The sequence below is a fragment of the Demequina subtropica genome (genome assembly GCF_000971235.1).
GTDB classification, from domain to species: Bacteria; Actinomycetota; Actinomycetes; order Actinomycetales; family Demequinaceae; genus Demequina; species Demequina subtropica.
In genome coordinates, this window is sequence record NZ_BBMB01000011.1 from 104,282 (window position 1) to 118,436 (window position 14,155).

The 14,155-nt window shown below is 71.6% G+C and carries 11 protein-coding genes; 4 read left to right on the forward strand and 7 right to left on the reverse strand.

Translation table 11 applies throughout. The features are described from left to right. Positions 1-124 precede the first annotated feature (124 nt). On the forward strand, positions 125-973 hold the full coding sequence (locus tag AOM06_RS10150) for a ParA family protein (protein ID WP_062305439.1): 849 nt from the start codon (positions 125-127) through the stop codon (positions 971-973). Beyond that, entirely contained in the window at positions 970-1,974 is a 1,005-nt protein-coding gene (locus tag AOM06_RS10155) for a ParB/RepB/Spo0J family partition protein (protein ID WP_062305442.1), read from the forward strand. The genes AOM06_RS10150 and AOM06_RS10155 overlap by 4 nt, the downstream gene beginning before the upstream one ends. A 71-nt stretch (positions 1,975-2,045) precedes the next feature. Here the strand turns inward: AOM06_RS10155 and AOM06_RS10160 are convergent, their stop codons facing one another. The 7 genes from AOM06_RS10160 to AOM06_RS10190 all read right to left on the reverse strand — a co-directional run bounded on the left by AOM06_RS10160 (position 2,046) and on the right by AOM06_RS10190 (position 11,481). Continuing rightward, positions 2,046-2,981, reverse strand: a complete 936-nt coding sequence (locus AOM06_RS10160; protein ID WP_062305443.1) for a D-alanine--D-alanine ligase family protein — start codon at positions 2,979-2,981, stop codon at positions 2,046-2,048. Between the two features lie 14 nt (positions 2,982-2,995). Beyond that, positions 2,996-4,306 carry an aminotransferase-like domain-containing protein gene (locus AOM06_RS10165; RefSeq protein WP_062305444.1) on the reverse strand — a complete coding sequence of 437 codons (1,311 nt, stop codon included), beginning with the start codon at positions 4,304-4,306 and terminating at the stop codon, positions 2,996-2,998. A 66-nt stretch (positions 4,307-4,372) separates the two neighbouring features. Beyond that, the gene (trxB, locus tag AOM06_RS10170) at positions 4,373-5,707 is read right to left on the reverse strand and encodes a thioredoxin-disulfide reductase (RefSeq protein WP_062305445.1); all 1,335 of its coding nucleotides are present in this window, start codon (positions 5,705-5,707) and stop codon (positions 4,373-4,375) included. A 110-nt stretch (positions 5,708-5,817) separates the two neighbouring features. Then, positions 5,818-7,206, reverse strand: coding sequence for a protein kinase family protein (locus AOM06_RS10175; RefSeq protein WP_062305446.1), 1,389 nt, complete (start codon positions 7,204-7,206; stop codon positions 5,818-5,820). A 30-nt stretch (positions 7,207-7,236) separates the two neighbouring features. After that, a complete protein-coding gene (gene murJ / locus AOM06_RS10180; protein ID WP_062305448.1) occupies positions 7,237-8,940 on the reverse strand; it encodes a murein biosynthesis integral membrane protein MurJ in 1,704 nt (567 codons plus the stop codon). 1 nt (position 8,941) lies between these two features. Beyond that, positions 8,942-10,939, reverse strand: a complete 1,998-nt coding sequence (locus tag AOM06_RS10185) for a DUF6049 family protein (protein WP_062305451.1) — start codon at positions 10,937-10,939, stop codon at positions 8,942-8,944. Further along, positions 10,936-11,481 carry an NUDIX hydrolase gene (locus AOM06_RS10190; protein WP_228372924.1) on the reverse strand — a complete coding sequence of 182 codons (546 nt, stop codon included), beginning with the start codon at positions 11,479-11,481 and terminating at the stop codon, positions 10,936-10,938. The genes AOM06_RS10185 and AOM06_RS10190 overlap by 4 nt, the downstream gene beginning before the upstream one ends. 113 nt (positions 11,482-11,594) lie before the next feature. Between AOM06_RS10190 and AOM06_RS10195 the strand changes: the two genes are divergently transcribed. Further along, positions 11,595-13,055, forward strand: coding sequence for a CCA tRNA nucleotidyltransferase (locus AOM06_RS10195; RefSeq protein WP_062305454.1), 1,461 nt, complete (start codon positions 11,595-11,597; stop codon positions 13,053-13,055). Positions 13,056-13,195: 140 nt separating this feature from the next. After that, positions 13,196-14,137 carry a hypothetical protein gene (locus AOM06_RS10200; protein WP_062305456.1) on the forward strand — a complete coding sequence of 314 codons (942 nt, stop codon included), beginning with the start codon at positions 13,196-13,198 and terminating at the stop codon, positions 14,135-14,137. The last annotated feature ends 18 nt before the right edge of the window (positions 14,138-14,155 follow it).

The following is a 14,155-nucleotide window of genomic DNA, read 5'->3' on the forward strand; positions in this document are numbered from 1 at the left end:
TGACTCGATCGTGTCGGACGACTCTCGGCGTGGCGCCACCACCGCTGTTTCACGTGAAACACGTGACCCGTTCGATCGCCTCGCTGAGGACGCCGGCAGCCCGCTGGCCGCGGAGATGATGGCCATGGAGCGCCAGCGTCGCGCACTCGAGTCGGCGGACTTCCCCAAGCCGCCGAGCACGCGGGTCATCGCAGTGTCCAATCAGAAGGGCGGGGTCGGCAAGACCACCACCTCGGTCAACGTCGCAGCGGCCCTCGCCAAGCGTGGCGCCAACGTGCTCGTGATCGATGCGGATCCGCAGGGCAACGCCTCGACGGCGCTGGGCGTGGATCACCGATCCGGCACGCCGTCGATCTACGACGTCCTTCTGGACGAGACCCCGATGGCCAAGGTCGCCCAGCGGTGCCCGGACATCGACACCTTGTGGTGCGTGCCCGCGACGATCGACCTTGCCGGCGCGGACATCGAGCTCGTGTCCGTGGTGCGTCGAGAGTTCCGGCTCCACGACGCTCTCCGGGATCTGCTTGAAGGTCCGGGGAAGGACCTCGACTACGTCTTCATCGACTGTCCGCCGAGCCTGGGCCTGCTCACGCTCAACGCGATGGTCGTGGCCACCGAGGTCCTGATCCCGATCCAGTGCGAGTATTACGCGCTCGAGGGGCTCACCCAGCTCATGAAGACCGTCGAGATGGTGCGCAAGCACCTCAATCAGGGCATCCACGTCTCGACGATCGTGCTGACGATGTACGACGGCCGCACCAACCTCGCGCGCGAGGTGGCGCACGAGGTGCGCTCGCACTTCCCGTCGCAGACGCTCGAGCAGACGGTGCCGCGGTCGGTCCGGGTCTCCGAGGCCCCGGGCTTCGCGCAGACGGTCATCACGCACGACCCCCATTCCTCAGGCGCGGTCGCCTACACGGCCATCGCTCGTGACATCGCGGTGCGAGGCGCCGCAGGATCGGAGAACAGGTGAGCAAGGCGAAGCGTGGGCTTGGCAGGGGGCTCGGTGCGCTGATCCCTACCGAGCCCGAGGCGGAGAGCACGGCGGTCGAGACCCGGGAGCGCCCGCGGGACGTGTTCTTCTCGGATACCTCCACCGCGACGATCCCCACGATCACGCAGGTCTCGGAGGACGGCGAGCTCGTCCCGGTGCCTGGCGCATCCTTCGCGCACATCGACCCGAACGCCGTGGTGCCGAATCCCCGTCAGCCCCGGTCGGTGTTCGACGAGGACGCGCTCGCCGAGCTGGTCGCCTCCATCAAGGAGATCGGCGTCCTGCAGCCCATCGTGGTGCGGCCCAACCCCGCGGGGGAGGGCTACGAGCTCATCATGGGCGAGCGGCGTCTTCGCGCGACCAAGGAAGCCGGACTTGCCGAGATCCCCGCGATCATCCGGTCGACCGATGACACCGACATGCTGCGCGACGCGCTCGTGGAGAACCTGCACCGCAGCCAGCTCAACCCGCTCGAGGAGGCGGCGGCGTATCAGCAGCTGCTCGAGGACTTCGGCATCACGCATGAGGAGCTCGCGACGCGCATCGCACGCTCACGTCCGCAGATCTCGAACACCCTGCGTCTGCTGAAGCTGCCGGCGACGGTGCAGCGACGCGTCGCCGCCGGCGTGCTGAGCGCGGGGCATGCGCGTGCGCTGCTCGGCTTGGACTCGCACGAGGCGATGGAGCACCTCGCGAACCGCATCGTCGCGGAAGGGCTGTCGGTCCGTGCCACCGAGGAGGCCGTCGCCCTCGGAGTGGACACGCCCAAGCAGCGCCGCGGCACCACGCGCGCCGGCGGACGCACGGAGGCCCTCGACGAGCTCGGGGGACGGCTCGGCGACCGCTTCGACACGCGCGTGAAGATCAAGCTCGGTCGCTCCAAGGGCTCGATCACCATCGATTTCGCGACCGTCGACGACCTCAACCGGATCGTCGCGCTCATCGATCCCCAGGAACCGGGTGTGCTCGCGCAGCAGTAGCACCGCTCGCCGACACGTACGAAGGCCCCGGTCCATGGCGGACCGGGGCCTTCGTACGTCAGGAGTGGCCGTCAGCCGCGCGCGGCCGCCGTCTCCACCACCTCGCGATACACCGCGCCGAGATCGAGGCCCGCAGCCTCCGCCGCCTGAGGGAAGAGAGAAGTCTCGGTCATACCAGGGGCGATGTTGATATCGATCACCTGCGGATGACCCTCGGCATCGAGGATGAGATCGATGCGCGACAGGTCGCGCAGGTCCATCGAGCGATGCACCTGCAAGGCGGTGGCGGCGGCGGACTCGGCCTGGGCGTCGGACAGGCGTGCAGGGGCGAAGTACTCGACCCGGCCCGGGTTGTACCGCGCGTCGTAGTCGTAGGCGCCATCGGTGACGGTCTCGACCGCCGGCAGGACGCGGGCGGAGTCCCCGGTGCCGAGCACGCTCATGGCGAGCTCGGTCCCCTCGACGAAGCGCTCCACCAGCGCCGTGTCGCCGTAGGCGAAGCAGTGGACCATGGCGCGGGCAAGGTCGTCGCGATCACGCACGATCGAGACGCCCAGCGCCGAGCCGCCTCGCACTGGCTTGACCACCACGGGCAGCCCGAACCGAGCCACCACGGTGTCGAGCACCTGCTCGGCTCCGACCTCGCGGAAGAGCGACTGGGGGAGCGTGACGTAGTCCGGGGTCGCGATGCCGTTGCGCAGCATCACGGCCTTGGACACGGCCTTGTTCCAGGCGACGCGCGCCGAGTGCGAGCCCGTCCCGACGAAGGGGAGACCCACCAGCTCGAGAAGCGCTTGAAGCGAACCGTCCTCGCCGGTGGCCCCATGAACGAGGGGCCAGACCACGTCGACAGCGCTGTGGCGGAGGGTGGGGATGAGCTCGGTGTCCACGTCGACGAGCGTGACCTTGTCCACGGCGCCCCGGAGAGCGTCGGACACGCGCCGTCCGGAACGGATGGACACGTCGCGCTCATGGGAGAGGCCCCCGGCGAGGATCAGGGCATGCATGAAGGTCCCTTCATTCAGAAGAGGTCGGGTGAGGGGAAGTCGACGGTGTCTCCGCCCCCGCCGCCGGCCGTGCCGAAGATGCGGACGGTCTCGAGCTCCGCGTCGACCACGGTGGCGAGCCGCCGCACCCCCTCCCGGATCCGGTCCGGGGTGGGGAAGCAGTAGGACAGGCGCAGATGGTCGGTGCCCGAGCCGTCGATGTAGAACGCGCTGCCCGAGACGTACGCGACGCGCGCGGTGATCGCGCGCGGCAGCATCGACTTGGCATCCAGCCCGTCGGGCAGCTTCACCCACACGTAGAAGCCGCCGTCGGGAACGTTCCAGGAGGCCTCGGGGATGTGCTCGCTGAGAGAGGAGATCATGGCGTCGCGACGCTCGCGGTACTGCTCGCGGAACTTCTTGATCTGGCCCTGCCAGTCGAAGTGCTCGAGGTAGGTCGCGATCGCCATCTGGGACGCATTGGAGGGCGAGAGGATCGCGGCCTCCGAGGCGAGCACCAGCTTCTCACGCACCGCATGGGGGGCGACGGCCCATCCGACTCGGTACCCGGGAGCGAAGGTCTTGGAGAAAGACCCCAGGTAGATGACGCCTTCGGGGCTCATGGAGCGCATCGCGGGGAGCGGCTCCTGATCGAAGCCCAGAAGGCCGTACGGGTTGTCCTCGAGCACCAGCACCCCGTGGCGCTGGCAGATCTCCAGCACGCGGGGCCGCCGCTCGAGCGACAGGGTCACGCCGCCGGGGTTGTGGAAGTTCGGGACCGTGTACAGGAACTTCACGCGCCGCCCGGCGGCGGCGAGCCGCGTCAGCGTTTGCTCGAGCGCCTCGGGGATCAGACCGTGGGCGTCCATCGGGACGTGGACCACCTCGGCCTCGTGCGCCCGGAACACGCCGAGGGCTCCCACATACGAGGGCGCCTCGGCCACGATCACGTCGCCGGGATCGATGAAGATCTTGGTGACCAGGTCCAGCGCCTGCTGCGAGCCGGTGGTGACCACCACATCGTCCGGATGCGCGGAGATGCCCTCGAGCGCCATCACGTCGAGGATCTTCTCCCGCAGCGCGGGGTCTCCCTGGCCCGATCCGTACTGGAGCGCGACCTCGCCCTGCTCGACGATGAGCCGCCGGCTCATCTCGCCCAGCTCCTCGAGCGGGAGGCCGCCGATGAAAGGCATCCCACCGGCGAGCGAGACCACCTCGGGGCGGCTCGCGACGGCGAAGAGCGCGCGGATCTCCGAGGCGCGCATCTGGTGCGCGCGCTGCGCATAGGACCCGTACCAGGGGTCGAGGCGCGTTCCTTCGCGAGGAGTGGGAGTGCCGTCGCTCATGGCCCAAGTCTGGCACGTGAGCCGGGGTCCAGCGGTCAGCCTCGTGGACCCCGGCTCACGCGGGGGTCAGGGGGCGACGGGCGCGCCGATGACCTCGTCGAACAGCTGGACAAGGGCGGGCTTGGGGCGGGCGCCGACGACCGACTTCACCACCTGGCCGTCCTTGAAGAAGCTCATGGTGGGGATGGAGGTGACCCCGTAGGCCATCGCGAGGTCGGGGTTGGCGTCGGTGTCCACCTTGACCACCTTGAGGCGGCCCGCGTACTCCTCGGCGAGCTCGTCGAGGAGCGGGGCGACGGCGCGGCACGGCCCGCACCACGTCGCCCAGAAGTCGACCACCACGGGGACCTCCGACTGGAGCACCTCGGCAGGGAAGGAGTCGACGGTGGCGTTCACCGGCACGGCGGGAAGCTCGGCCGCCGGCGCCGATGCGGCGGTCTCGGTGGACGATGCGGCGGGCTCCTCGACGTCGGCGAGGCTGTCGAGGAAGTGCTGGGCGTCGAGGGCGGCGGCGCAGCCGGAGCCGGCGGCGGTGATGGCCTGGCGGTAGCGGTTGTCGACCAGGTCGCCGCACGCGAACACCCCGTCGACGTTGGTCGCGGTAGTCCGGCCGATGACCTGCACGTAGCCCTCGGCGTCGGTGTCGACCACGCCCTTGACCAGCTCGGAGCGCGGCTCGTGGCCGATCGCGACGAACAGGCCTGTCGCGGCCAGGGTCGACTCGTCACCGGTGACGCGGTTGCGGACCCGCACGCCCTCGAGCCTGGCGTCGCCGTCCAGGCCGATGACCTCGGAGTTCCACACGAACTCGATCTTCGGGTCGGCCTTGGCGCGGTCGGCCATGATCTTGGACGCCCGGAGCTCGTCGCGACGGTGCACCAGGTACACCTTCGAGGCGAAGCGGGTGAGGAACGTGGCCTCCTCGACGGCGGAGTCGCCGCCGCCGACCACCACGACCGTCTGGTCGCGGAAGAAGAAGCCGTCGCACGTCGCGCACCAGGACACACCCTTGCCCGACAGGCGCTTCTCGTCGTCCAGCCCGAGCTCGCGGTAGGCGGAGCCGGTCGCGAGGATCACGGCCTTCGCGGTGTACGTGCCGGACATGCCGGTGACCACCGTCTTGACCGGGCCCTCGAGGTCCAGCGACGTCGCATCGTCGAAGAGGACCTCGGCGCCGAAGCGCTCGGCCTGCGCCTGCAGGGTCTCCATGAGCTCCGGACCCTGCACGCCCTCGACGAACCCGGGGAAGTTCTCCACCTCGGTCGTGTTCATCAGCGCGCCGCCCGCGGTGATCGAGCCCGCGACCACCAGAGGGGCGAAGCCTGCGCGCGCGGCATAGATGGCGGCGGTGTACCCGGCAGGACCGGATCCGACGATGATGAGGTTGCGGGTCTCGCTCACGATGGTTCCTTGAGGTTGGGACGACCCGCCGGACGCGGCGGGGACGGCGTTTCCAGAACAGATGGTACGGGGACGATGTTCCCGTTCCCAGCGGCGTTCGCCGCCGGTGATCAGCCGGATGGGTCGGGCACGGGCTCGAGCGTCGCGGTGACGCCCGGGTTGGGGATGGACGTCGGGTCCTGCTCGATCACGATGTCGGGGTCGAGGGGCGAGTCGAGCCACCCGAGCGCGAGCATGACCGCGAACGCCACGCCGACGATCGCGACGACCAGCACCACGCGCGCGCCGTTGAGCGGGCCTCCATGGATCGCACGCTCACGCGCGCGCCGGTGGCTCCGCGCGATGGTCGCGGATCCCGGGAAACGCCGGTGCAGCGAGGCGAGGATCATCTCCCACGTCCCGGGCTCACGGACGCGGTTCTGGTCGGCGACCATGATCTCGAGCGTGTCGAAGGCCGCCTCGTGGCGGTCGGCGGGCCTGTCGACCGCGGGGATGGACTCGGTGATGCTCTCGGGCTCGGGGGCCGGCGGGGTCTCCTGCACGGCCGGCTCGGCGAGGATCGCCAGGACGGAGGCGTGGAGGCCGGGCTCCGAACGCTCCTCGGCGAGCGCCGCGTCGGCGGTCCGCTGCGCCGACGCCAGGGTGTCGAGCTTGACCAGTGCACGCGCGGCGGCGCGCGCCTCGGACTCGCGGCGAGCGGCCTCCTGGGCCTCACGCAGGGCTCGTTCCGACGCCTCCTGCTCGAGGCGGGGTGTCAGCGGGAGCTCGTCCACCGTCGCTGCGAAGTCGACGAGCGCGCGCGAGTCGGCGGCCACGAGCGCGGCGACCACCTGCGCGACCGTGGTGGGTCCCGCGCCCCTCAACGACGCGAGCACGAGCGACCGTGCCTGGTCGGGAAGCCCGTCGGGGAGGTCGTCGGCGGTCGCCTCGGCCGGGTCGATCCCGGTGAGCGCGCGCACGAGCAGCTGGGTGAGCGCCCGCGCATCGGCCGCCTCGGCTGGAGCAGCGTTGAGGCCCGCGGCCGCCGCGGTCTCGCCGTCGACGCCGAGGCCGGCGACCACCACGCGTCCGCGCGGGGAGACCGTGATGCAGGACGGGCGGACGAAGCCATGGGACATGCCATGCGCCCGCGCGACGGCGAGGGCGCGCGCCGTCCCGGCCGTGATCGCGAGGGCGCGGCGCGGGTCGATGCGGTGCGTCGCGAGGACATCGGCGAGCACCGCGCCGGGCACGTGCTCGATCGCGACGTAGGTGACGGGGCCCTGCTCCGTGTCCTCCTGGCCGGTGGCGATGATGCGCGCGAGGCGGGGGTCGCGCAGCCGCGAGGCACGGGTGGCGTCGCTGCGGACCTGGGCGGCGCACTCGCGAGGGATCACGTCGACCACGGTGCGTCGGCCCAGGCGGGAGTCCTGCGCGAGGAAGCGGCTCACCCCGGGGATGTCATGGTCGATCTGCTCGAGCAGGGTGAACCGCGCACCCAGGACCGTGCCCGATCTCACCTGTTCTGTACCCCCGTGCTCTCTCCGCGACTATCGTACGGTGCGCCGCAGACGGCGGAGGATCGGGCCGAAGACGTCGCCCGCCTCGGGCACCCGGAGCACGCGCAGCAGCAGGAAGTAGACCGCCCCCATCAGCGGGATGAGGACCGCCAGCGCGCCGAAGGCGACCAGCAGTGCGTTCATCTTGTCGTCGAGGTCGGGCTCGGGGATGAACCTCAGCAGCGACCATCCCACGACCCCGGTCACGGCCGCCGCGAGCGTGGCGCGCAGCATCACCGGGACGGTCCTGCGCCCGTCGAGCCCGCCGAGGCGCTTGCGCACGCCGGCCGCGCGCAGCACCACGCCCACCACGTTCGACAGGCTGAGGCTGAGGGCGACCCCCGCGGTCCACCACTCCCGGGGGAGCGCGTCCTGGGCGAGCACCATGCCCACGAGCCACGCGATGGTCACCGGGATCTGGATGTAGAACACCGCGCGCCCGTCCTCGAGAGCGAAGAACACCCGCTTGAACACGAGCAGCAGGGCGAGCGGCACGGCGCCGAGCGAGAGCGCCATGAGCACGTGCGCGACGGACATGACCTCGTCGTTGGGCTGCACGGGGAGGGAGACGCGCACGATCGCCGGGGCGAGCGCGAACAGCACGGCGGTGGACCAGAGCGAGAACACGGTCACGATGCGCAGGCCGCGGACCGTGGTCTCCCGCAGCGCGGCGGTGTCCTTCGCCGCCGCGAAGCGGGCCATCGGCGTGCCCAGCGCGGTGACGAGCGACACCGTGACGAGCGAGTGCGGCACCAGGTACAGCATGAGGGCGTTGAAGTATGCGGCGTTCCCGGCGATCGAGAGGTCGATCTCGCCGTTGAGACCGACGTTCGCGGACGATGCGATGCGCGTCGCGACCAGCACGCCCACCTGATCGAGCAGGATGGCGCCGAGCGCCCAGCCCGCGACCGAGGTCACGCCCCGCAGCTCTCCCTTGGGTCCGCCCCACACCGGCCGCCAGCGATAGCCGCCGCTGCGCAGCGGCCAGATGAGGATGAGCGCCTGCGCCGCGATGCCGAGCGTCGCGGTGCCGGCGATGAGCCACGTGGGCCCCGCCGTCCACCAGCTGGGATCGTCGTACGCGGCACCGTTCGCGTTGTAGGTGCCGTACATGGCGAGGAACGCGCCGAGGCCCGCGATCGACACGATGTTGTTGAGCACAGGCGCCCACATGTAGGGGCCGAACTGCTCGCGTGCGTTGAGCACCTGGCCCAGGATCGTGTAGACGCTGTAGAACAGCAGCTGGGGGATGACCCAGTACGCGAAGGCGATCGCGAGCCCGCGCTGCTCCGCGCTCCAGCCCTGCGTGTACAGCTGGACGAACACGGGCGCCGCGAGCGTGAGCAGCACCGTGAGGCCGAGCGAGCCGAACACGCCCAGCGTGACCAGCCGGTCGACCGTGCGCTTACCGTCGGGCTGGCGGAATGCGCGGACGATCTGTGGGACCAGCACCGCGTTGAGCACGCCGGCGGCCACGATCGCGTAGAGGGCGTTGGGGATCTTGTTCGCGACGTCGTACGAGTTGCCCGCGATCGTGTTGACGCCGATCGCGGCCGCGAGCATCGCGTTGCGCACGAACCCGAGTCCTCGCGAGACGAACGTGCCGGAGGCCATCACGAGCGTGTTGCGCCCCAACGATGCGGGCTTGCGCGCGGCCTCCTCCGAGCCCGGCGCGAGCGAGTCCTCCTCGGTCATGTCAGCCTCGCTCCCCGGTTCCGGCGTGATCGGTGCGCGTGTCCTTGCGGCCGCGACGCACCGTGCGGATCACGCCCATGACGAGCATCGCGATGAGCCCGACCGTGAACACCGCGGTCACGGCCGTGCCCCAATCCGCGCGCACGCGCACGGACATGCTCACGGGCGACGCGATGCTGCGGCCGTCGGTGTTGCGCAGCACCGTCCGCGCCTGCACGTTCGCGGAGGACACCGCGGAGACCTCGACCGGCACGGTGGTGCTCGAGCGAGGCGGCACGGTCACCGTCGGCGAGTCGCGGATCTGGAGGTTGGCCGAGAAGGACGTCATGTCGACCACCACGGTGGCCGCCACGTCCAGGTCGTTCACCACCGTGACGGGGAGCGCGCCCTGGTCCGCGATGAAGTTGATATCGGAGCCCGCCGCGACGTGGAGGGCTCCGAGCGTCGCGTCGACGGTGGTCTGCGCATCGGTGAGCAGCAGCTCGCGGGCGAGCTCGTCACCGCGCACCGTGCGCGCGAGCGGGGCCAGCAGCGCCGCGCCGCCCGGCACGGTGATGTCCTCCGGGTCCTCCGCGACCACACCCAGGTCCGCGAGCCGTTCGAGGCGCGTCGCGATCCCGGTGATCGCCGCCTTGCCCAGGTCGTCCTCCTCGCCGAGCAGCTCCTCGAGGCTCGCGCCACGGTCCGCCGGCGCGTCAAGCAGGTCCCCGACGCTCACCGCGGATACGAAGGACGCGCTGAGGAGCGCCGAGAGCGTGGTGGTCGCGCTCGCGGTCGTCGGGCTCCAGTCGTCGCCCGTCCAGACCAGCACGGGGCCGTCGTGCTGGGCCGCGGTGAGCGCCGCGGCCGCGGTCGCCATGCCTGCGGCGCCCGGGGTCGAGGACGCATCGGCCATCGCCAGCTCCGAGAGGAGGGGGTCCGGCTGGAGCAGGGTCATCCGCCACTCGCCGGCGCCCACGAGGCGCGTGGCCGACACGGGCCGGGTGTCCGGCGCATCGTCCGCATCCGGCGTGACCAGCAGCGTGCCCGCGCCGTTCTCGACCGCGTAGCGGACCGTGGCCTTGTCGAGGCTGCCGACGATGCCGAGCCAGGGGAGCCCCGCGAGCTCGCCGTCGCCCGCACCGGAGCTGAGACCGAGGGAGTAGTCGAGGACCTCGGTGCTCTCGGCATGGGCGAGCGACACGAGGTCGGGGTCCTGGGCGGGCAGGCGCAGCGTCGAGCCCTCGTCGATGTCCGCGGAGCCGCCGTCGAGCGCGGACCACGCGTTGCCGTCGACCGCGAGCGTCACGCCGTCGAGGCCCGCCGCCTCCGCGACCGCGTCCACGCGATCGGTGATGCCGGTCGCGGTCGCGAGCGTCGCGAGTGAGAGCGCAGGGATGTCGGCATCGTCCCAGGTCACCGCGCCGTTCATGAGCGTGGTCGTCTCGCCGTCGGCCCGGAGCACCACGCGGATCCCGTGCACGCCCCACGTGTCCGCCTCGAAGGGGAGGCGGTCGTCGACCGACGTGACGGTGACGGTGGAGGACGTGCCCGCGGCCAGCCGGGTGAAGGTGTCGGGTTGCTCGGGCTCCGCGGCGCCGTCGGGCCCCTGGGTCGCGTCGGGGGTCGGCACCGGGCTGGGCGTCGGCTCGGTCATGGTCACGCCGACGTCGGTGCCGCCGACGCTCACCAGGCGTGCGTCGCCGCCGTCGAGGAACGCGGCCAGCGCCTTGCGGTTCTCGAGCGGCTTGCGCGTGATCTGGAGGATCACGCGCGCATCGTCCACCGCGGTGGTGGAGAGGTTGGAGACCGCGACGGTCACGTTCATCGCGTCGCCGGGCTCCACCACGGGAGCCGGGGCGGACACCACGTCCGCGTCGAGCTGCGGATCCTCGCTGTCGGTGGGGGCGGCCGCGGCCGGCAGGCCGATCGCGAGCGTCGCCAGCACCCCGGCGCCGGCAAGCGCCCGCCGCGCCGCGCGCGGGGCGCGCGGGGCGCCGCGCATCGTCCCCCGGATCACGGCGCGATCGCGAGCAGGCGCGCGGCCGCCTGCGCCATCTTCCGCTCGTTGGGGTACGCGAGCTCGCGCGTGAGGTCCGCGACCGCGATCCAGCGGGCGACCTCGGCCTCGTGGTCGGGATCGTTCTCCGTGGTGATGATGCCGCCCTTGGCCTCGAGCAGGTAGTGGTGCACCACCTTGTGCACGCGGCGGTCGTCGCCCGTGAACCAGTAGTCGATGATCCCGAGCGGCTGGATGATCTCCGCGGTGATGCCCGTCTCCTCCGCGACCTCGCGGACGGCCGCGATCTCGGGGGTCTCGCCTTCCTCGATGTGACCCTTGGGGAGGCACCACTCGAGGCGGCCCGCGCGGTTGCGGCGGCCGATGCACGCGGCGTACGCGATGCCCTCCTCGACGCGCACGGCGATCCCGCCCGCGGAGGTCTCGTTGCTCACGGGAAGGTGGGGCGCACGATGCGCCACCCCCTCGCGTCGAGGCCGGACGCCGGCGCCCTGCGGGGGCATCGGCATGGGGCCGGGACGCGGGACGGGGGGCGTGGGCATGGCCCAACTCTAACGACCTCGCGGGGGCGCGAAGGGAGGCAGGACCGGGGGCGCGGCGGTCGTGGCGGCCCCCCGGCCGCGGTGCGGGACCCTCCGTCTGGGACACTGGTGCGGTGACTCCCGCCTCCACCGACCTCCCCACGCTCGACGTGCTGCGCCAGCGCGCGGCCGGGCTGTGGGCCGCGCTGCCACCCGAGATCACGCGTCTCGCGGAGTCCTTCGCCGCCGCGGGTCACGAGCTCGCGCTCGTGGGCGGGCCCGTGCGCGACGCGTTCCTCGGGCGCTCGAGCGCCGACCTCGACTTCACCACCTCCGCACGCCCCGACGAGATCGAGCGGCTGCTCAAGCGCTGGACCGGCGCGACCTGGGACATGGGCCGCGAGTTCGGGACCATCGGCGGTCGCCGCGGCGACCTGGTGGTCGAGATCACCACGTACCGGGCGGACGAGTACGACGGCGAGTCGCGCAAGCCGGTGGTGGCCTTCGGCGACTCGCTGGAGGGCGACCTCGCCCGTCGCGACTTCACCGTCAACGCGATGGCGGTGCGCCTGCCGTCGCTCGAGTTCGTCGACCCGTTCGACGGGCTCTCCGACCTCGCGGGCGGGCTGCTGCGCACGCCGATCGCCCCCGAGATGTCCTTCGGGGACGACCCTCTGCGGATGATGCGCGCGGCGCGCTTCGCCTCGCAGCTGGGCTTCGAGATCGAGCCGGGGACGTTCGCGGCGATGTCCTCGATGGCCTCCCGCATCGAGATCGTGTCCGCGGAGCGGGTGCGCGACGAGCTGGCGAAGCTGCTCCTCGGGGCCTCCGTGCGCGAGGGCCTCGCCGCGCTCGTGGACTCCGGCATCGCGGAGCACGTGCTGCCCGAGCTGCCCGCGCTCAAGCTCGAGGTCGACGAGCACCACCACCACAAGGACGTCTACGAGCACACCCTCACGGTGGTCGAGCAGGCGATCGAGCTCGAGACCGGTCCGGACGGTGCGGTGCCCGGGCCCGACCTGGTGCTGCGGCTCGCGTCGCTGCTCCACGACATCGGCAAGCCGCCCACCAAGCGGCTCGAGCCCGGTGGCGGCGTCTCCTTCCACCACCACGAGGTGGTCGGCGCGAAGATGGCCGCCAAGCGGCTCAAGGCTCTCCGCTTCGACAAGGACACCATCAAGGCGGTCGAGCACCTCGTCTTCCTTCACCTGCGCTTCCACGGCTACGCGGATGCGCGCTGGTCGGACTCGGCGGTCCGGCGCTACGTGGTGGACGCCGGCGCGGAGCTCGAGCGCCTGCATCGGCTCACGCGCGCGGACGTCACCACGCGCAACAAGCGCAAGGCGGACCGCCTGTCCTTCGCGTACGACGACCTCGAGCACCGCATCGCGGAGCTGCGCGAGCAGGAGGAGGTCGACGCGATCCGCCCGGACCTCGACGGCACGCAGATCATGGCGATCCTGGGTCTCGCTCCCGGCCGCGAGGTGGGCGCCGCGTACAAGCACCTGCTCGAGCTGCGGATGGAGCACGGCCCGCTGGGCGAGGAGCGCGCGGAGGCGGAGCTCAAGGCCTGGTGGGAGTCGCGCCAGTCCTGACCCACTCAGGGCTCGGGACACTCAGCACTCCTCGATCCTCGAGGACCCCGTCTCGCGGGACGGTGAGCTCCGCGCGGTGCCTCTCCACAGATCCCAGCGGCCATCTGCCGCGCATCGAGGATCCGCGCCAGCATCGGTCCATGCCCACCGAGGATCTCGCGACGCGCATGAGCCGTTCGCTCGCGCCCTTCACCTACCACCAGATGCGCACGATGAGCAGCGCGCGCGGGATCGCGGGCGCCCTGGCCGCCGGGACCATCGAGCGGGTGCTGCCGAACCACTATGCCGCGGCGGTCCATGCGCGCTCGTGGGCGGTGCGGGCCCGGGCGGCGCTGTCATGGGCCGGACCGGAGTCGGCGCTGGGAGGGACCTCGGCTCTCTATGTGTGGGGTGCGTGGGACCAGCCCGCCGCGGTGTCGATCGCGGCGCCGTGGGAGACGCGCCCACGCGGGCCCTCGTGGTTGAGGATCCGCCGATTCGTGACGATGCCGGCGGCTCACCAGGTCGCCGGGCATCGGGCCGTCGATCCTGAGCTTGCGGTGGTGCTCGCGCACGAGCAGGTCGCGCCGCGCGATCGCGCGGAGGCGGTCTACCGGCCGATCCGCACGGGCATCGTCACGGCCGAGTCCCTGGCGGCGACCGTTGCCTCGACGCGGTTCGTCCGGGCGCGGCCCGCGCTCCTCAGGAGGATCGCCGCCGCCGGTGCAGGTGCCGAGAGCTACCTCGAGGAGACGGCCGGCGACCGTGTGCTCACCGGCCCGGATCTGGCGCACCTGGCCCGCCAGCATCTGATCGCGGTGCGCGGCGAGCTCGCCAGGATCGATGCGTTCGACCCTGCGACCCTCACGGCGTTCGAGTTCGACGGCCACGCGGCGCACGGATCGCGGAGCGCGCGGCGAGCCGACATCGCGCGGGATGCGCTGCTCGCGACGGTGGGGATCCAGACGGTGCGATTCGACTACCGGGATGTCATGGAACGGCCGCACTGGTGCCGTGAGGTGGTGGTCGAGACCCTCCGCAGGCGGCGACTCGCGCCGCCTGCGGAGGTGGATGTCCCGCGAGAAGGGGTCCTCAAGGATTGAGGAGTGCTGAGTGTCCCG